Annotated in this window: 16 protein-coding genes and 1 pseudogene; 9 read left to right on the top strand and 8 right to left on the bottom strand. The window is 73.7% G+C overall.

The annotated features are described in order from the left end of the window. From LCD31_RS22445 to LCD31_RS22455, 3 genes and pseudogenes are all read right to left on the bottom strand, one after another. Window positions 1–368: pseudogene (locus tag LCD31_RS22445) on the bottom strand (hypothetical protein); the annotation flags it as partial. Between the two features lie 126 nt (window positions 369–494). Further along, entirely contained in the window at window positions 495–2,276 is a 1,782-nt protein-coding gene (locus LCD31_RS22450) for a gamma-glutamyltransferase family protein (RefSeq protein ID WP_224960990.1), read from the bottom strand. 302 nt (window positions 2,277–2,578) lie between these two features. Further along, window positions 2,579–3,496: a LysR family transcriptional regulator gene (locus LCD31_RS22455; RefSeq protein ID WP_224960992.1), complete on the bottom strand. Its 918-nt coding sequence runs from the start codon at window positions 3,494–3,496 to the stop codon at window positions 2,579–2,581. A gap of 127 nt (window positions 3,497–3,623) precedes the next feature. Between LCD31_RS22455 and LCD31_RS22460 the strand changes: the two genes are divergently transcribed. Further along, on the top strand, window positions 3,624–4,478 hold the full coding sequence (locus LCD31_RS22460; protein ID WP_224960993.1) for an alpha/beta hydrolase: 855 nt from the start codon (window positions 3,624–3,626) through the stop codon (window positions 4,476–4,478). On the opposite strand, the gene LCD31_RS22465 is transcribed toward LCD31_RS22460, so the two are convergent. Then, window positions 4,479–5,270 (bottom strand): SDR family oxidoreductase, encoded by a 792-nt coding sequence (locus LCD31_RS22465; RefSeq protein ID WP_224960994.1) that lies wholly within the window; start codon window positions 5,268–5,270, stop codon window positions 4,479–4,481. Between the two features lie 230 nt (window positions 5,271–5,500). On the opposite strand from LCD31_RS22465, the gene LCD31_RS22470 reads away from it, so the two are divergent. The 6 genes from LCD31_RS22470 (at window position 5,501) to LCD31_RS22495 (ending at window position 12,092) form a co-directional block, all read left to right on the top strand. Continuing rightward, on the top strand, window positions 5,501–5,917 hold the full coding sequence (locus LCD31_RS22470; protein WP_304615085.1) for a Fur family transcriptional regulator: 417 nt from the start codon (window positions 5,501–5,503) through the stop codon (window positions 5,915–5,917). Between the two features lie 18 nt (window positions 5,918–5,935). Further along, window positions 5,936–8,140, top strand: a complete 2,205-nt coding sequence (gene katG, locus LCD31_RS22475) for a catalase/peroxidase HPI (RefSeq protein ID WP_224960996.1) — start codon at window positions 5,936–5,938, stop codon at window positions 8,138–8,140. 190 nt (window positions 8,141–8,330) lie between these two features. Continuing rightward, the gene (locus LCD31_RS22480) at window positions 8,331–8,828 is read left to right on the top strand and encodes a hypothetical protein (protein ID WP_224960997.1); all 498 of its coding nucleotides are present in this window, start codon (window positions 8,331–8,333) and stop codon (window positions 8,826–8,828) included. Window positions 8,829–8,948: 120 nt separating this feature from the next. Continuing rightward, on the top strand, window positions 8,949–9,356 hold the full coding sequence (locus LCD31_RS22485) for a lipopolysaccharide assembly LapA domain-containing protein (protein WP_224960998.1): 408 nt from the start codon (window positions 8,949–8,951) through the stop codon (window positions 9,354–9,356). Between the two features lie 331 nt (window positions 9,357–9,687). Next, window positions 9,688–11,256, top strand: a complete 1,569-nt coding sequence (lnt, locus tag LCD31_RS22490; protein WP_224961000.1) for an apolipoprotein N-acyltransferase — start codon at window positions 9,688–9,690, stop codon at window positions 11,254–11,256. A 53-nt stretch (window positions 11,257–11,309) separates the two neighbouring features. After that, window positions 11,310–12,092 (top strand): polyprenol monophosphomannose synthase, encoded by a 783-nt coding sequence (locus tag LCD31_RS22495; protein WP_224961002.1) that lies wholly within the window; start codon window positions 11,310–11,312, stop codon window positions 12,090–12,092. Window positions 12,093–12,229: 137 nt separating this feature from the next. Here the strand turns inward: LCD31_RS22495 and LCD31_RS22500 are convergent, their stop codons facing one another. The 3 genes from LCD31_RS22500 to LCD31_RS22510 form a co-directional block, all read right to left on the bottom strand. Beyond that, a complete protein-coding gene (locus LCD31_RS22500) occupies window positions 12,230–12,574 on the bottom strand; it encodes an RNA polymerase-binding protein RbpA (RefSeq protein ID WP_184479487.1) in 345 nt (114 codons plus the stop codon). 440 nt (window positions 12,575–13,014) lie between these two features. Further along, window positions 13,015–14,418, bottom strand: a complete 1,404-nt coding sequence (locus LCD31_RS22505; RefSeq protein ID WP_224961004.1) for an MFS transporter — start codon at window positions 14,416–14,418, stop codon at window positions 13,015–13,017. A 124-nt stretch (window positions 14,419–14,542) separates the two neighbouring features. Further along, window positions 14,543–15,328 carry a glycerophosphodiester phosphodiesterase family protein gene (locus tag LCD31_RS22510; protein WP_224961006.1) on the bottom strand — a complete coding sequence of 262 codons (786 nt, stop codon included), beginning with the start codon at window positions 15,326–15,328 and terminating at the stop codon, window positions 14,543–14,545. 134 nt (window positions 15,329–15,462) lie between these two features. Here LCD31_RS22510 and LCD31_RS22515 point away from each other — a divergent pair, with 134 nt between their 5' ends. Next, a complete protein-coding gene (locus LCD31_RS22515) occupies window positions 15,463–15,843 on the top strand; it encodes a hypothetical protein (RefSeq protein ID WP_374108074.1) in 381 nt (126 codons plus the stop codon). Window positions 15,844–15,947: 104 nt separating this feature from the next. Then, on the top strand, window positions 15,948–16,775 hold the full coding sequence (locus tag LCD31_RS22520; RefSeq protein WP_224961008.1) for a universal stress protein: 828 nt from the start codon (window positions 15,948–15,950) through the stop codon (window positions 16,773–16,775). Between the two features lie 24 nt (window positions 16,776–16,799). Here LCD31_RS22520 and LCD31_RS22525 read toward each other — a convergent pair whose 3' ends face one another. Beyond that, window positions 16,800–17,309 (bottom strand): SRPBCC family protein, encoded by a 510-nt coding sequence (locus LCD31_RS22525; RefSeq protein ID WP_224961009.1) that lies wholly within the window; start codon window positions 17,307–17,309, stop codon window positions 16,800–16,802. Window positions 17,310–17,617: the final 308 nt, after the last annotated feature.

Below are 17,617 nucleotides of genomic sequence, written 5' to 3' on the forward strand. Positions count from 1 at the left end.
GGGGTGATCGCGGTCTTCACCGCGGCCCGGCTGTCCATCACGCCGTCGGCAGGCCGAGCACCTGGTGCAGCGGCGCGGGGCGGGCCCCCCCCCCCGCCCCCCCCCCGCGGGGCCCCCCCGGGGGCCCCCCCGCGGTCGCCGTCGTGGCGGGCTCCGGCGAAGACCACGTACCAACCGGGCCGCACACCGTGCGTGGCGGGCCGCAGCGAGGCGCAGTGCCGCTGCCCGATCCAGCACTCGAACCCGCCCGCCACCGAGTCCCACACCCGCCAGCCCAGCAGGTCCTGGTGGAACAGCGCCGCGCCTTCCGGGTCGGTGGTGATCAGTTCGATGCGACGCAGACCGCGCACGGCGGTGGGCTGGGGCACAGCGGGGTCGTCCTTCGGGATCGAGCAAGAGCCAGGGTCCCATACTGTCCCCCGAACGTGGAACGAACAATGCTCCATTCGGAGGTACGACCGGGCGTTCGCGGCCACGCCGACCACGCTCCGCAATCACCGTCCGGCGGCGTAACCCTGCATGCCGCGTGGATTGGCCGCCGCGGAGAGCACCCCCGTCTCCGGGTCGCGGGCCACCGCGCTGAGCCTGCCCTCCGACCACGGCTCCCCCACGGTCACGTCGTGCCCGCGCCTGCGCAGATCGGCGATGGCCGAGTAGCCGATGCGCGACTCCACGGTGACCGAGCCCGGCCGCATCGCCCGCGGGTAGAAGGAGCCGGGGAAGCTCTCGGTGTGCCAGTTCGGCGCGTCGATCGCGCCCTGCAGGTCCAAGCCGCCGCGGACCGGTTCGCGCAGCGCCACCGACAGGAAGAAGTGCGTGCTCCACTGGTCCTGCTGGTCCCCGCCGGGCGTGCCGAACGCGAGCACCGCCTCCCCGCCGCGCAGCGCCAGCGACGGGGTCAGCGTGGTGCGCGGCCGCCTGCCGGGCGCCAGCGAGTTCGGCAGGCCGGGCTCCAGCCAGGCCATCTGCAGGCGGGTGCCGAGGGGGAAGCCGAGCTCGCCGATGACCGGGTTGGAGTGCAGCCAGCCGCCGCTGGGCGTCGCGGCGATCATGTTGCCCCAGCGGTCGACCACGTCGAGGTGGCAGGTGTCGCCGCGGGTCTCGCCGTCGCGGGCCACGGTGGGTTCGCCGGCCCCGGCGGGGGCGACCAGGTCCAGCGGGCCGTCCTGCACCCGTTGGACGTGCGCGCTGAGCCGGGGCGTGCGACCACCGGGACTGCCGGGCCGCAGCTCGTGCGAGGCGCGGTCGCCGATCAGCGCGCGGCGCCGCGCGTTGTAGTCGGGGTCGAGCAGTTCGGCGACGGTGACGTCGGTGCCGTCGCCGTACCAGGCCTCCCGGTCGGCCATCGCGAGCTTCGTGCCTTCGACGAGGGTGTGCAGGTAGTCGGCGGTGCCGAGGTCGAGCGAGTCGGGCAGCAGCGCGAGCTGCTGCAGCAGCACCGGCCCCTGGCTCCACAGCCCGGCCTTGCACACCGTCCAGCCGTTCCACTCGTGGCGGGCGGGTTCCTCGTAGGTGGCGCTGAACCGGGCGAGGTCCTCGCCGGTGAGGGTGCCCGCGTGCCGCTCCCCCGAACTGTCCATCGTGGACTCGGCAGCGGCCGCGGCGAGCTCCTCGGCGATGAAGCCCTCGCGCCACACCCGGCGGGCGGCGTCGATCCGCGCCTCCCGGGACGGTCCGGTGGCCTCGGCCAGCACGCGGCGCCAGGTGCGGGCCAGGGCCGGGTTGCGCAACAGCGCGCCCGGTGCGGGCGGGCGGCCGCCGGGCAGGTAGAGCTCGGCGGAGCTGGGCCACTCGGCGCGGAACAGGTCCTGCACGGTGCGCACGGTCCGCCCGATGCGCTCGACCGCCGGATGCCCGTTCTCGGCGTAGCCGATCGCGCGGTCGAGCACGTCGGCGAGCTCCTTCGTGCCGTGGTCGCGCAGCAGCAGCAACCACGCGTCGAACGCGCCCGGCACCGCGGCGGCCAGCGGACCGGTCCCCGGCACCAGCTCCAGGCCGAGGTCCCGGTAGTGCTCCACGGTCGCGCCCGCGGGAGCGGGGCCCTGCCCGCACAGCACCACCGGCTCCCGGCCCGCGGGGGCGAAGATGATCGGCACCTCACCGGCCGGCCCGTTCAGGTGCGGTTCGACGACGTGCAGGACGAACCCGGCCGCCACCGCCGCGTCGAAGGCGTTGCCGTCGTCCTCCAGCACGGCCATCGCCGCCGCGGACGCCAGCCAGTGCGTCGAGGACGCCATGCCGTGCGTGCCCTGCAGGGTCGGTCGGGTGGTGAACAACTCGGTCCCTCCGCCGGTCGGGTTCGCACAGTCAACACCACCGAACGGCGTAGATCCAAGACTCCGCAGCGGGCTCGACCGCGCGGTGAACCGCCCCGGAACGGGTGCGGCCGAGCGCTCCGGCGGGGCCGGTGCTGGTGGTACCGGTTCCACCGCGGATCGCGGCGCCGCCGTGCCGCCGACGGCCGCGGGCTGCCGGGCGATTCGCGGCGGGCGCGGCGCCGCCGGTACCGACCGGTTCACGGGTTCAGGGGCCGAGCGGGTGGTCCCGGGCGGCCCGCGCAGCTCGGCCGCGCCCCGGTTCAGCGCGGGCGGCCCGCGAGGCGGGCGCTGACGCCCGGGCACTGCCGCCGGGTGGTGTCGAGGAATTCGGCGAGCACCGGGGAGCGGTCCGCGCCGCGGAAGGACATGACGAGCTCGGGCAGGTCGATGCGCGGGCGCACCTCGCAGATCCAGGTGTCGGGGCGCGCGGCGACGCGCAGGCAGGCCGGCGCCAGTCCCACGCCGATGCCGCAGGCGGCGAGCCCGAGGATGGTGTGCACGTCGCGGGCTTCGACGGCGCGGTCCAGCGCGGCCGGGTCGAGCACCTCGCGCAGCGCGGTGCGCAACGCCGGTTCCTGGTCGGCGGGGGCGACGACGAGCTGCTGGTCCCGCAGCTGCTCCGCCCGCACCGAGCGCTGCCCGGCATAAGGGTGGCCGGTGCCGACGACGGCGACGAGCCGGTCGGTGCCGACGGTGACGGAGGTCAGGTCCTCCGCGCCCGCGCCGCGGGGTGCGCCGCGGCCGATGGCGACGTCGAGCTCGCCGTCGAGCAGGGCGGCGGCGCTGCGCGCGGTGGACATCTCGTGCAGCCGCAGCCGCACGTCCGGGTGCTCGCGGCCGAAGCGCCCGAGCAGCGGCGGCAGCAGTTCCAGCAGCGCCGAGCCGATGAACCCGAGGCGCAGCCTGCCGGTCTCGCCGCGCGCCGCCCGTCCCGCGTCGAGCGCGGCGCCCGCCATCTCGGCCAGCGCGGCCCGCGCCCGTTCCAGGAACGCCTCCCCCGCGGCGGTGGGGAACACGCCACCGGGGGTGCGGTCGAACAGCCGGGCGCCGATCTCCCGCTCCAGCGCGGCGATCTGCTTGGACAGCGGGGGCTGGGCGATGCCGACGGCGGCCGCGGCCCGGCCGAAGTGCCGGTGTTCGGCGAGGGCGAGCGCGTAGCGCAGGTGCCGTGCTTCCACCTGCCCAGCCTAGCGCCGCGATACCTGCGAGATATCGGGATCGTGCTCGTCAGATATGCGGGTGGATCACCGCGGTCCGCCGGGGTGGACTCGGGAGCGACCCCGATCCCGGACGACGGAGGACCCCGTGCCCGATGAATCCGCTGTGGACACCGTGTTCGTGCTCGTGCACGGAGCCTGGCACTCCTCCGCGCAATGGGCGGCGACGCAGCGGGCGCTGGCGGCGCGCGGCGCGGCGAGCACCGCGGTCGACCTGCCCGGCCACGGCTTCGACGCGCCGCTGCCGACCGGTTACCTGCTGCCGGGCCAGCCGGGACTGGCCGAGGAGGAGTCCGCGTTGGCCGGGCTGACCCTGGACGACTGCGCCGCGTCGCTGGTGACCGCGCTGCGCGAGGTCCGCCGCTGGCCCCGGGTGGTCCTCGTCGCGCACAGCGCCGGTGGTGGACCGGCCTCGCTGGCCGCCGAGCTGGCGCCCGACCTGGTGGACCGGTTGGTGTACCTGTCGGCGTTCGTGCCCGCGGGACGGCCGCGGTTCGCCGACTACGTCGCCGCCCCGGAGAACGCGGACGCGCTCGGCGCCGGGCTGCACGTGGGCGACCCGGCGCGGCTGGGCGCGGCGCGGATCAACCCGGCCTCGCCGGACCCGGAGTACGTGGAGCTGCTGCGGCGGACGCACTACGGCGACGTCCCGGCGGCGGAGTTCGACCGGTGGCGGCTGGCGCTGAGCCCGGACCTGCCGACCGCGATCCCGCGCACCCCCGTCGCGCTGACCGAGCAGCGCTGGGGCGGCATCCCGCGTTCGTTCGTCCGCTTGGGCGCCGACCGCGCGCTCACCCCCGCCGCGCAGGACCTGATGGTCGCCGAGGCGGACGCGGCGATGCCGCGGAACCCGTTCACCGCGCACCACCTGCCCGGCTCGCACACGCCGTTCGCCACCCGGCCGCGGGAGCTCGCCGCGACCCTGCTGTCCACACTGGACTGATCAGGCCTCCAGGGCCGCGATCCTGGTGTCGAGGTAGGCATCCCAGTCGGCGGCGCGGCTGCGCAGGTGCGGTTCGATCCGGTCGTCGGTGTGCACCATGAACCGGTTCGCCAGCACCGCGTCGGCCAGCAACTCGCCGACGGAGCCGGGTTGCCGCGCCTCGAACTCGGCACCGGGGCCGCGGGTCGCGGTCGGCGGCCCGAACGAGCGGATCGACCCGGCGATGCCGGTCACCACCGGCCCCGGGCACAGCACGGTCACCCCGATGCCCTGCGGCCGCAGGTACAGCGCGAGCCCTTCGGAGAGCTGGACCAGGGCGGCCTTCGACGCGGCGTAGGGCAACCGGTCGTAGGCGTAGCTGAACAGTCCGGCGAACGAGGCGGTGTTGACCAGGTGCCCCGATCCGCGCTCCAGCAGCAGCGGCAGGAAGACCGCGTTGCTGCGCACCACGGACAGCAGGTTGACGTCGAACACCCGCTGCCACTCCGCGACGGGGATGTGCTCGGGCAGCCCGCGGGTGAGGACCCCGGCGTTGTTCATCACCAGGTGGACGTCGCCGAACTCGGCGAGGGCGGCGTCGCGCACCCGCTCGAACTCGCCGTCCCGAGCCACGTCGCAGGTGACGGCGACGGCCGATCCGCCGTCGGCGCGGATCTCCGCGGCGGCGCGTTCGGCACCGGTTCCGTCGACGTCGGCGAGGACGATCCGCGCCCCGCGGCGGGCGAAGGACCCGGCCGCGGCACGTCCGATCCCGCTCGCCGCACCGGTGATCACCGCGACCGCATCGCGCATAGTGTCCACTGTGGTCTTCCCTCCCGCCGGTCCCGCCGAGCACGGGACGTCCTGCGGTTCTACCCCGGATCGGCCCCGCCGGGCGTCGCCCGGATGGACGCCGGCGAGGTCCGGACCACCGGATTCCTGTGACGCAGCACACGTCCTCAGTGCGAAGCAGAATCTTGATCGGTTCCAGAAAGTTCTCCAGAATGCTGCACGTGCCGAGCGACACCAGGGACTACCGGCGCATGCTGCGCGAGGCGGAGCTGCGCGTGACCCGCCCCCGCGTGGCCGTGCTGGCCGCGGTGCACGAACGCCCGCACGCCGGTACCGAGTCCATCATCGACGCCGTGCGCGGCGAACTCCCCAAGGTCTCGCACCAGGCCGTCTACGACGTGCTGCGCGCGCTGACCGCCGCGGGGCTCGTGCGCCGCATCCAGCCGATGGGCTCCGTCGCCCGCTACGAGGCCAGGGTCGGCGACAACCACCACCACGTGGTGTGCCGGTCCTGCGGGGTCATCGCCGACGTCGACTGCGCCGCGGGCACCGCACCCTGCCTGGCCGCCTCCCACTCCCACGGCTTCGAGATCGACGAGGCCGAGGTCATCTACTGGGGCCTGTGCCCCGGATGCGGCTCCACTTCGGATCCCGCCCGACACCACTGATCCCGAAAGGAATTCCCGGTGACCGACAGCGCTGACGCCGCGACCGGGGGCTGCCCCGTCGCGCACGGCATCCCCCACCCCACCCAGGGCAACGGCAACTCCACCTGGTGGCCGAACCGCCTCAACCTGAAGCTGCTCGCCAAGAACCCCGCGGTCGCGGATCCGATGGGCGAGGACTTCGACTACGCGGCCGAGTTCCGCACCCTCGACCTGCCCGCGGTGAAGCAGGACATCCAGGACGTCCTCACCACCTCGCAGGACTGGTGGCCCGCCGACTTCGGGCACTACGGCCCGCTAATGATCCGGATGGCCTGGCACAGCGCGGGCACCTACCGGGTCAGCGACGGCCGCGGTGGTGGCGGCGCCGGTCAGCAGCGGTTCGCGCCGCTGAACAGCTGGCCGGACAACGTCAGCCTGGACAAGGCCCGCCGCCTGCTGTGGCCGGTGAAGCAGAAGTACGGCCGCAAGCTGTCCTGGGCCGACCTGCTGATCCTCGCGGGCAACGTGGCGCTGGAATCCATGGGCTTCCCGACCTTCGGCTACGCCGGTGGCCGCGTCGACACCTGGGAGCCCGAGGACGACGTCTACTGGGGCGCCGAGACCACCTGGCTCGGCAGCGACAAGCGCATCTCCGGTGGCGAGCGGCGCGACCTCGAACAGCCGCTGGGCGCCACCCACATGGGCCTGATCTACGTGAACCCGGAAGGTCCCGAGGGCGAGCCGGACCCGATCGCCGCCGCCCGCGACATCCGCGAGACCTTCGGCCGGATGGCGATGAACGATGAGGAGACCGTCGCCCTCATCGCCGGTGGTCACACCTTCGGCAAGACCCACGGCGCCGCCCCCGACTCGAACCTGGGGCCGAACCCGGAGGCCGCGCCGCTGGAGACCCAGGGCCTCGGCTGGACCAACGGCCACGGCACCGGCAAGGGCGCCGACACCATCACCAGCGGGCTGGAGGTCACCTGGACCTCCACCCCCACCCAGTGGGGAAACGGCTTCTTCGAGAACCTCTTCGGCTACGAGTACGAGCTGTACCAGGGCCCCGGCGGCGGCTGGCAGTGGAAGCCGAAGGACGGCGGCGGCGAGGGCACCGTCCCCGACGCGCACGACGCGTCGAAGAAGATCGCGCCGAACATGCTCACCACCGACCTCTCGCTCAAGCTCGATCCGATCTACGAGCAGATCTCCCGCCGGTTCTGGCAGAACCCGCAGGAGTTCGCCGACGCGTTCGCCCGCGCCTGGTTCAAGCTGACCCACCGCGACATGGGCCCGGTCGACCGCTACCTCGGTCCGGAGGTCCCCGCCGAGGAGCTCATCTGGCAGGACCCGATCCCGAAGCCGGACCACGAGCCGGTCGGCGCCGCGGAGATCGCCGAGCTCAAGGAGCGCATCGCCGCCACCGGGCTCACCGTGCAGCAGCTCGTCGGCACCGCCTGGGCCGCGGCCTCCTCGTTCCGGGGCAGCGACAAGCGCGGCGGCGCCAACGGCGGCCGCATCCGGCTGGAGCCGCAGCGCAGCTGGGAGGTCAACAACCCCGACCAGCTCGCCACCGCGATCAGCGCGCTGGAAGGCGTCCAGGGGTCCTTCAACGCCGCAGGCGGCAAGCAGGTCTCCTTCGCCGACCTCGTGGTGCTCGCCGGCTCGGTCGGCGTCGAGCAGGCCGCGAAGGCCGCGGGCCACGACGTCGAGGTCCCGTTCACCCCGGGCCGCGGCGACGCCACCGCCGAGCAGACCGACGTCGAGTCCTTCTCGCACCTCGAACCGGCCGCCGACGGCTTCCGCAACTACGCGGGCAAGGGCGCCGCGCTGCCTGCCGAGTACCAGCTGGTCGACCGGGCGAACCTGCTCACCCTGAGCGCGCCCGAGATGACCGTGCTCGTCGGTGGCCTGCGCGCCCTCGACGCCAACTTCGACGGCTCGAAGCTGGGTGTGCTCACCGACCGGCCCGGGACGCTGAGCAACGACTTCTTCGTCAACCTGCTCGACATGCGCACGACGTGGAAGCCCGCCGACGAGGCATCGGAGACCTTCGAGGGCCGTAACGCCGCCGGTGAGCTCGTCTGGACCGGCAGCCGCGTCGACCTGGTCTTCGGTTCCAACTCGGAGCTGCGGGCCGTCGCCGAGGTCTACGCCGCCGACGACGCGGAGGAGAAGTTCGTCCGCGACTTCGTCGCCGCCTGGCACAAGGTGATGGAGCTCGACCGCTTCGACCTGGCCTGATTCACGACCGTTCCACGACCGGCGAGCCCCCGTCCGCGCCCCCGCGGGCGGGGGCTCGTCGCGTTGGCCCGTCCGCCGCACCGTCGGACGCCCCGGCTCGGCCAGGTGGCCGTGTTCCCGGCGAACCCCGCCCACCCCCCCCCCCCGGCGGTGGGAAAGGATCTCGACGGCGAACCCGGGGGGATGCACCGTGGACATCGACCGGACGCGACGAGAGCTCACGCTCTTCGCCGACTACCACAGCTTCGAGATCCGCGACGCGCACGCGGACTACGACCTGGCCGCCATCGACGACACCACCGCGGACCTGCGCCGCGACCTGATCTCCAGCCGCGACGGCGTGGTCACCATCGGCACCGCGCGACGCCGCGACGTCCGCGTCGTCATCGAGATCGGCGCCGAGCCACCCGTCTGCGAACTCGCCTCCTGGGACCACGTCACCGAGGCCTCCGTGGAGATCGCCAGCGGGCAGATCCTGGTGCTCGGCGGCTCCGACAGCAGGCACAGCGCGCACCACTTCCCCGTGCCGGTGGGCGTCTACCGGGTCCGGACGCGCTGCGCCGGGTTCGGCACCATCAGCGCCGACGGCACCGACGGGGCCGAGGTCTACCGGGTGCAGATCTGGCCCGGCACCGCCCGCCGCACCACCGTCCTCAAGCGCTTCACCGGCGAGCTCCCCCGCCGCTGACCGCCCGACCACCACCAGGCTCGGCGAACGGCGGCATCCGTTGCGCCGATCACCGCGTTCACCTGATCTTCGCGCGGCGCGCCGTTCGGCCGAGCGGGCGCATATTGCACAATGACCCGCATGGCCAGCGACGAGAGCACCGCCGACGACCGGCTCACCTCCGCGGACCCCCGCACCGAGCCGAACCCGCAGCACGGCGAGCTCGATCACGCCGAACCCGATCACGCCGGAACCGATCACGCCGGACCGGTCCGCGAGGAGCCGACGCACGCGGAGAAGCTCCAGCACACCCGCACCGCCGGGACCTGGGCGGCGGTCGTCGTCGCGACCATCGCGCTGATCGTGCTGCTGGTGTTCATCCTGCAGAACCTGCAGCCCACCTCGGTCACCTTCCTCGGCCTGCGCGGCGACCTGCCGGTCGGCGTGGCGCTGCTGCTGGCCGCCGCGATCGGCGGGCTGCTCGTGGCGCTGGTCGGCGCGGCGCGCATCCTGCAGCTGCGCCGCACCGCCAACCGCCGCAACCGCTGACGCCCCGGGAGCGCGACACCACCGGGACCGCGACGCCCCGGAACCCGCGAGTTCCGCGACCGCCAACGGTCGGCGACGGCTCGCGCGCGTCGAGCTCGCACCCGGCGCTGTCCAGCGCCGGTCCGGCCCCGCAGCGGCCCCCGCCCGTCCGAACCGGACGAGCCGGACCGTTCGCCGCGCCGGGTCCCGGATCACGTCCCCGGGGTGGCACGGCGCGGACTTCGCGCTCGCCCGGTCGGCGTACATTTGACGCGGGCGCGGGCCGCGGCGCGCGCCCGCAGCACCGAGTCCGCCCCGGTTCGCCGGCCGCAGCACCGAGAGAGTTGATCGGGTGAGTGCCCCCACGGTGACCACGCAGGACCGCGCCGACGGGCAGCCCCGACCCCGACTCCTCCGCCGGGCCGCGCCGTGGCTGCGCGCCGCCGCCGCGGTCCTCGCCGGGCTGCTGCTCTACGCCGCTTCCCCGCCGCGCGACCTGTGGTGGCTGGCGCCGCTCGCGGTCGCGCCGCTGGCCGTGGTGGTGCACGGCCGCCGCACCCGCGCCGGGTTCGGCCACGGCCTGCTGTTCGGGCTGGGCTACATGCTGCCGCTGCTGGGCTGGATCCAGGACTTCCTCGGCGTCCAGTTCGGCCCGTGGCCGTGGCTCGGGGTGGCGCTGGTCGAGGCGGTGTTCCTCGGGCTCGCCGGGGCGGGCATGGCGCGGGTGAGCCGGTTGCCGGGCGCTCCGGTGTGGATGGCGGCGGTGTTCGTGCTCGCCGAGGTGCTGCGCGATTCCCAGCCGTTCGGCGGCTTCCCGTGGGGGCGGCTGGCGTTCACCCAGCCGTCCGGGGCGCTGCTGCCGCTGGCCTCGGTGGGCGGTGCCGTGCTCGTCACCTTCGCCGTCGCGCTCGTCGGCTGCGGGCTCGGCGTGCTGGTGCTGCGGCTGCGGGCCCGGGACCGGTGGGTCGTCCCGGCGGCCGCCGCGCTGGTGCCGCTGCTGGCGGGTGCCGCGCTGCAGCCCTCGATCGGCGTCGAGCCGCAGGCGGGGACCGCGCGGGTCGCGGTCGTGCAGGGGAACGCGCCGGACATCGGCCTGGACCTGCTCTACGAGGACGACGTGCTGCACGACAACCACATCCGTGGTGCCAGGCAGCTGGCCGCGGACGTCGACGCAGGCCGGGTGCCGCGCCCCGACCTGGTGGTGCTGCCCGAGCAGGTCGGCAGCTGGGGACCGACGCGCTACGACCCGCAGCTCACCGCCGTCACCGAACGGCTCGGCGTCCCGGTCGTCGCGGGCGGCTTCGCGGTGGACCGGGACGGCACCTTCCGCAACCGCATCGTCGCGTGGAACCCCGGTTCCGGCGCCGGGGACGAGTACGCCAAGCAGCACCTCGTCCCGTTCGCCGAGACCATCCCGATGCGCTCGGTCGCCCGCCTGGTCAGCCCGTTCGTGGACCGCTTCCAGCAGGACATGGTGCCGGGCGACCTGCCCGGCGTGCTGCGGGCCGGCGCGGTCCGGCTCGGCGTCGGGCTCTGCTACGACGTCGCCTACGACGACGTGTTCGCCGGGGCGGCCCGGGACGGCGCCACGCTGCTCGCCGTACCCACCAACAACGCCTGGTACGGGCACTCCGAGATGAGCTGGCAGCACCTGGCGATGTCCCGGCTGCGGGCGGTGGAGCACGGCCGCGCCGTCGTCGTGTCCGCGACCAGCGGCGTCAGCGCCATCATCGCCCCGGACGGGACCATCACGAACCGCTCGGAGCAGTTCACCGCGCAGAACCTGGATGGCGAGGTCCCGCTGCGCACCGAACGGACCCCAGCCACCGCGCTCGGCGCCGCCCCGACCTGGGCGCTGTCGCTGCTCGGCGCCGGTGCGCTCGTCGCCACCGCGCGGCGGCGCACCCACGACAAGAACTGATACGCCCCGCCGCGCGTTCACCTGGGGGACGTGCGGCCCGAAGGAGGAACGTCATGACGGACCGGCACGCCCCCGACGGTGCAGCGGGGCCGTCCGGCTCGGCCCTGGTGGTCATTCCCACCTACGACGAGCGGGAGAACCTGGGCCCGGTGGTGGCGCGGCTGCGCGCCGCGCTGCCCGCCGCCCACGTGCTCGTCGTCGACGACGGCAGCTCGGACGGCACCGGCGAGCTCGCCGCCGAGCTCGCCGCGGCCGACGACCGGGTCCACGTGCTGCACCGCACCGACAAGGCCGGTCTCGGCGCCGCCTACGTCGCCGGGTTCGAATGGGCGCTGGCGCACGACTACGCGGCGGTCGTGGAGATGGACGCCGACGGTTCGCACGCGCCGGAGGACCTGGCGCGGCTGCTGGCGATGCTGGAGGAGACCGGCGCCGATGTGGTGATCGGTTCCCGCTACGTGCCGGGCGGCCGGGTGGTGAACTGGCCGTGGTACCGGCAGGCGCTGTCCCGCGGCGCGAACCTGTACTCGAAGTACACCCTCGGGGTGCCGGTGAACGACAGCACCGCCGGGTTCCGCGCTTACCGCCGCGAGGTGCTGGCGGAGCTGGCGCTGCACGACGTCGCCTCGCACGGCTACTGCTTCCAGGTGGATCTGACGCTGCGGTCGGTGGAGGCCGGTTTCACCGTGGTCGAGGTGCCGATCACCTTCACCGACCGCGAGTTCGGCGAGTCGAAGATGAGCGGCGACATCGTCCGCGAAGCACTGGTCCGGATCACCGGGTGGGGCGTGCGCCGCCGCGTCGCCCAGCTGCGCGACCTGCTGCCGGGCGGCTGACCGACCGGTGGCGTTCCCGCCGAGCCCGCGGACCGGACCGAGGGCCCGGACACGAAGACGCCTGGGCTCCCCCGCACGGGGCCCAGGCGTTCGATGTGCTCAACCCGCTAGGTGCGGGGTGGTGCTGTGTCGCTCGGTCAGGCGGAGTGGCTGCGCCGGCCGCGCAGCACTTCCAGCCGCTCGTTGAGCAGCTCCTCCAGTTCGGGGATGCTGCGGCGTTCGAGCAGCATGTCCCAGTGGGTGCGCGGCGGTTTGGCCTTCTTCTGCTCCGGTTCCGATCCATCGATGATCTTGGATTCGGAGCCGTGCAGGCGGCACTCCCAGGTCGGCGGGATCTCGGCGTCGTCGGAGAACGGCACCTCGAACTCGTGGTCCTTGGGGCAGGCGTAGCGCACCGTCCGGCGCGGTGCGAGGTCGTGGTTGCGGTCGGTCTCGTAGCTGACCGCTCCGAGCCGGCTGCCACGCAGAACGCGATCGGCCATGACGGTTCCTTTCACTTCGGCCCGGAGCAGCGTCCGGACGGGTTGTGCTCACCGAGTGCAACGACGGACCGGCCGTCGCCTGTTCCCGGCGCGGGACTTTCGGTTGCCGTCGGTGACGTTATTCACTCGTCAACGACATCGTCCCCTCTAGAGATGCAAGCGGGGCGCGTTCGTGACGCGTTCTCGCTCCCGCAACCTAAAGGTTCCACCGAACAGGTGATAGTGCCAGATGAGTTGTAACTAAGGGCAAGTTAACCTTCGCTCTCTTGTCGGAATTGCAAGCGAGATCACCTGCAGGCCACCGGACCTGCCCGGAACTCGATCACGTTGTGTATCGGTACTCCGCATCCCAGACCTGCGACGCTGCGTACCGGCATATGCCAATGATGCCGGTGCGCTCACCACATCGCATCACTGGCCCGGGTAGACCCCTCTTCGATTCAGAGGCGCTCCGGAGGCCGGTTCCCGACCGCCTCGATCGCCCGCCGCACCGGCACCATCGAGACCAGCACCAGCCCGACGACGAAGAAGACCACCAGCGAGATGATCGCCAGCCGGAACGACCCGGTGGCCTGCCCGACCCCGGCGAAGACCAGCGGACCCAGCCAGGACGTGGACCGCTCCCCCACCTCGTAGAGCGAGAAATACTCGGCCTCCTTGCCCTCCGGCACCATCTGGCTGAACAACGAGCGGGACAGCGCGTTGGTGCCGCCGAGCACCAGCCCGATGCCGACGGCCAGCCCGTAGAACTGGAGCTGCTGACCAGCCTGGACGAAGTAGGCCGCGGCCAGCACCCCCACCCAGACCACCAGACTGATCATGATCGTCTTCTTCGCGCCGATCCGGCCTGCCAGCAGGCCGTGCAGCACCCCGCCGACGAAGGCGATGAACTGCACGATCAGCAACGTGATGATCAGCGACTCCTGGGGCAGCCGCAACTCCATGTCACCGTACTGAGCGGAGACCTGGGTGACGGTCGCGATCCCGTCGGTGTAGATCATGTACGCGCCGAGGAAGGCCAGCGTCAGCGGGAACCCGCGCGCCTGCTTGACGGTCGAGGCGAGCTGCTTGAAGCCCGCGGTGATCACCGAGGCTCCCCGCTCCCCGCCCTCCGGCTGGTGGTGGCGCCCCAGGACCGCCAGCGGCAGCAGCGTGAACACCGCCCACCAGATGCCGGAGGAGACGAACACCAGGCGCACCGCGGCGTCCTCGCCGAGCCCGATCGCGTCGTGCCCGAGGTACAGACCCAGGTGCAGCGCGAGCGCGGTCCCGCCGCCGAGGTAGCCGAACGCCCAGCCGCGCGAGGACAGCGCGTCCCGCTCGTCGGCGTCGGCGATCTCCGGCAGGAACGAGTAGTAGACGACGACCGACGCCCCGAAGCAGATGTTCGCGGCGATGAAGAAGACCAGCCCCCACCGCCAGTTCCCGGTGCCGACCAGTCCGAGCAGCGAGGTGGCGAGCGCACCGCCGAAGGCGAACAGCGCGAGCATGCCGCGCTTGTTCTGCGTCCGGTCGGCGATGGCGCCGGTGATCGGCAGCACCAGCACCTGCACCACGGTGGCCGCCGAGAGCAGGTACCCCCACAGCGAGCCGGCCGGGAACACCAGGCCCAGCACCGAGATGTCGCAGTCGACGAGCGAGTTGCCGCCGGGGCAGGCCGCGCTCCCGTTGCGGGCGACGTCCGCGGTGGCGGCCTCGGTGGCCACGCTCGTCAGGTACAGCGAGAGGAAGACCGTCGTCACCGACGTCGGGAACACCGAGTTGGCCCAGTCGTACCAGCACCAGCCTCGCTGCTCCCGGCGTCGTCCCACCGCGTCCGGCGGAGCTCCGCCCAGCACGCTCATACCTCTCCGTCCTCAAGTGTTCACTCGATAGGGGTAACGGGGACTGTATCGGCTCCGGATCAAGGCTCGATCGCGGTGCGATGATCTTGGTGCCGACCGGCTCCGCCACCCCTCTTCCCCAGAATCAGGTCCGCTCCGGCGCCGTCCCGCCGAAGCGCTCGCCCAGCACCTCGCGCAGCAGGTCCGGCCGATCGGTCACGAGCCCGTCGACCCCCAGGTCGAGCAGCCGCCGCATCTGCTCCGGCTCGTCCACCGTCCACGCGTGCACTTCCCGCCCCCAGCGGTGCGCCGTGCGCACGAACCGCGGATCCACCACCTGGATCCGGCGCCGCGGCGGCGGCACCGGCGCGGCCGCGCTGTCCACGCGGGACCGCAATCCCCAGCCGCCGTAGCGCGACGCCCCCCACAGCGTCGTCACCGCTCGCCGCCCCATCGACGTCAGCAGCGCCTCGCCCCCGCCCCGGCGGAGTTCGCGGAGCCGCCGGTCGTCGAAGGACGCGAGGCAGACCCGGTCCCACGCATCGTGCCTGCGCACCACCTCCAGCACCGGCCGGACGGCGGTGTCCTCCTTGACGTCGATGTTGAGCAGCGCCTGCGGCAGCTCCTCCAGCACGTCGTCGAGGCGGGCGACCGGTTCCCGGCCGCCGATGCGGGCGGAACCGACCGCAGACCACGGCAGCCGACGGATAGTACCGCGCCCGTCGGTGGTGCGATCCAGGCTCGGATCGTGGTGCAGCACGACGACGCCGTCGGCGGTGGCGTGCACGTCGGTCTCGACGTAGCGGTAGCCCTCGGCGACGGCGCGGCGCAGCGCGCTCAGCGAGTTCTCCATGTCGTGCAGGTCGCCGAGGTGCCAGCCTCGGTGGGCGAACGCGCGCGGCCAGGGCCCCTGGAGGAACGGGTGGGTCACGGGAGCTCGGGTCCTTTCACGAACCGGGCGGGCGTGGGGACCGCCCCACTCTGCCCGACGCGATCCGCCCAGCGGCACCCGCACCGGCGTGGCAACGAGATGTTCGCCGCGGGGTCGCATTACCGTTGCGCACCGTGGACAGCCCGCCCGAGATCGAACAGACCGCCCCGCTTGGTCCCGAGACCGCCCGTCGTCGCGCCGAGCGGCACTGCTCGTGGTGCGGCCGCAGGCTCACCTCCTCCGGGCGGCAGGGCAGGCCGCGGTTGTACTGCACCCAGTCGTGCCGGCAGCGCGCCTACGAGCGGCGCGGCGCGGTGCAGCGCTCCGGGCTGCCCGAGGACGCGGTGGTGCTCTCGGCCGCCGAGATCGCCGACCTGCAGGACCGGCTGTTCCAGCTGCGCTGCGCGGCCGAGGACGTCGGCACCGCCGCCGAGGACGGCGCGAGCACCGCGGAGCTGCGGAAGATGGCCGCCGAGGTCGTCGCGGTCGCCGCCGAGCTCGAACGCCTCCGCTGACGCCGTTCGCCCGAGCGGCTTCGGGCGACTCCCGAGTCGAACTGCTCTGGCGGCCGCCGCGCGCACCCGCCACCCTCGGAGGCCGCGCCTGCGAAGGGAGTCCCGTGTTCCTGCCCGCGAAGACCGTGCTGGTCGGCGTCGACGGTTCGCAGCACTCGTCGCGCGCCGCGAGGTGGGCGGCCGCGGAGGCCGCGCGGCTCGGCGCCTCGCTGCACCTGGTGCTCGCGCACGACGCGGCGCACCGGGACCGCGCCGAGGAACAGGTCCGCGAGATCGCCGTCGAGTGCCGCGCCGCCGAACCGGACCTGCACGTGCGCGCGCAGGCGGTGACCGCCGACCCAGCCGAGGACCTGGTCGCCCGCTCGGCCGACGCCGCGCTGCTCGTCGTCGGCTCCCGCGGGCGCGGCGCGGTGCGGGACGCGTTGCTGGGTTCGGTGAGCACCGCGGTCGCCACGCACGCGGGCTGTCCCGTCGTGGTGGTCCGCGGCGAGCCGCGCGGTAGCGGGCCCGTGGTGGTGGGGCTAGACCTCTCGCCCACCAGCAGGCCCGCGCTGCACTTCGCCTTCGACCGCGCGGACCGCGGCGACGCTGAGCTGGTGGTGGCGCAAGCGCTGCCGGACGCCTACTTCCTCCCATCGATCCTGGAGGACCCGGAGCGCCAGCGCCTCCAGGAGGACGCCGAGCAGCAGGTCGGCGGGCAGCTCGCCGGGTGGCGCGAGCGCTACCCCGAGGTGGTGGTGCGCCGGGTCGCGACCGACCAGCACCCGGTGGAGGCGCTGTGCTCGCAGGCGGTCGGCGCCCGGCTGCTCGTGGTGGGCCACCGCTCGCGGAGCGCCGCGGCGACCCGGCTGGGCTCGGTGGCGCTGGGCTCGCTGCACCACTCGCCGTGCCCGGTGGCGGTCGTGGGCGACCAGGTCGACCTGGACTGGTAGCGGCCCGCGAGGTGCGGGGAGCGGTCAGCGCGCTTCGGCGAGGCGCTTGAGGTGGTCCAGGGTCGCGGTCATGTTCCGCTCCAGGTCACCCAGCCGCCGCCGCACGAATTCCTCCTCCGCTTCCGGCTTCCGCTCGATCGCCGCGGTGAGCCCGGAGCGGTGCGTGCCCAGCCGGACCGCGTACTCCAGGTCCGTTCCGCCGTCGCGCGGGGCGAGGGCGAACCGCCAGGTGGCGATGGGATCCTCCGGGTCCGCCACCGCCCAGCCGAAGGCGCGGCCCGGCTCGCACTCGACGACGTGCGAGGTGGTCGTCCACTCCCCCAGCAGGTCGTTGCGGTTGTGGCCGTGGAACCGCGCGCCGAGCCGGGGTCCGGCGGCACCGTCCAGCCACTCCACGGCCTGCAGTTCGGTGCTGGCCGCGGGCAGCAGCGCGATGTCGGACACGACCGGCCACACCTGCTCCGGGGTCGCGTCGATCCAGGTGCGCGCGCCGGCCGTCGGCCGGTCGGCGAGCCGCGCGCTCGTCCGCTCCATCGTGGAACGCCCTCCTCCGCCGCGATGGGCGGCGCGGTGCCGCCCGCGCGGAACGTTCCACCCGGCGCACCCGTGGCGTCAAGGCGCTCGCGAGTACCGGACCGGCACCGCGGAGTCCGAAGAGGACACTCTGCGGGCCTCGGCGCGCGGCGAGCGCCGTCCGTAGCATGGAGCGGTGGCAGCGAGCGGAGGACGCGCGGTGGGCATGGCATCGGCCGCACCGGCCGGAAGGCGCGTTCGAGCAGGTCAGCGGCATGATCCGAGGGCTGTGCCGGACGCCGGGCGTGGTATGATCAACACGCGACTCC

This window comes from Saccharopolyspora sp. 6M, assembly GCF_020176775.1.
Lineage (GTDB): Bacteria > Actinomycetota > Actinomycetes > Mycobacteriales > Pseudonocardiaceae > Saccharopolyspora_C > Saccharopolyspora_C gregorii.

Excerpts from the sequence above, each read along its gene's own strand:
- LCD31_RS22485 (WP_224960998.1), top strand. The coding sequence starts at position 8,949 with ATGGCCAGCGACGAGAGCACCGCCGACGACCGGCTCACCTCCGCGGAC.
- LCD31_RS22470 (WP_304615085.1), top strand. The coding sequence starts at position 5,501 with ATGCTGCGCGAGGCGGAGCTGCGCGTGACCCGCCCCCGCGTGGCCGTG.
- LCD31_RS22465 (WP_224960994.1), bottom strand. The coding sequence starts at position 5,270 with ATGCGCGATGCGGTCGCGGTGATCACCGGTGCGGCGAGCGGGATCGGA.
- LCD31_RS22505 (WP_224961004.1), bottom strand. The coding sequence starts at position 14,418 with ATGAGCGTGCTGGGCGGAGCTCCGCCGGACGCGGTGGGACGACGCCGG.
- LCD31_RS22525 (WP_224961009.1), bottom strand. The coding sequence starts at position 17,309 with ATGGAGCGGACGAGCGCGCGGCTCGCCGACCGGCCGACGGCCGGCGCG.
- LCD31_RS22500 (WP_184479487.1), bottom strand. The coding sequence starts at position 12,574 with ATGGCCGATCGCGTTCTGCGTGGCAGCCGGCTCGGAGCGGTCAGCTAC.
- LCD31_RS22495 (WP_224961002.1), top strand. The coding sequence starts at position 11,310 with ATGACGGACCGGCACGCCCCCGACGGTGCAGCGGGGCCGTCCGGCTCG.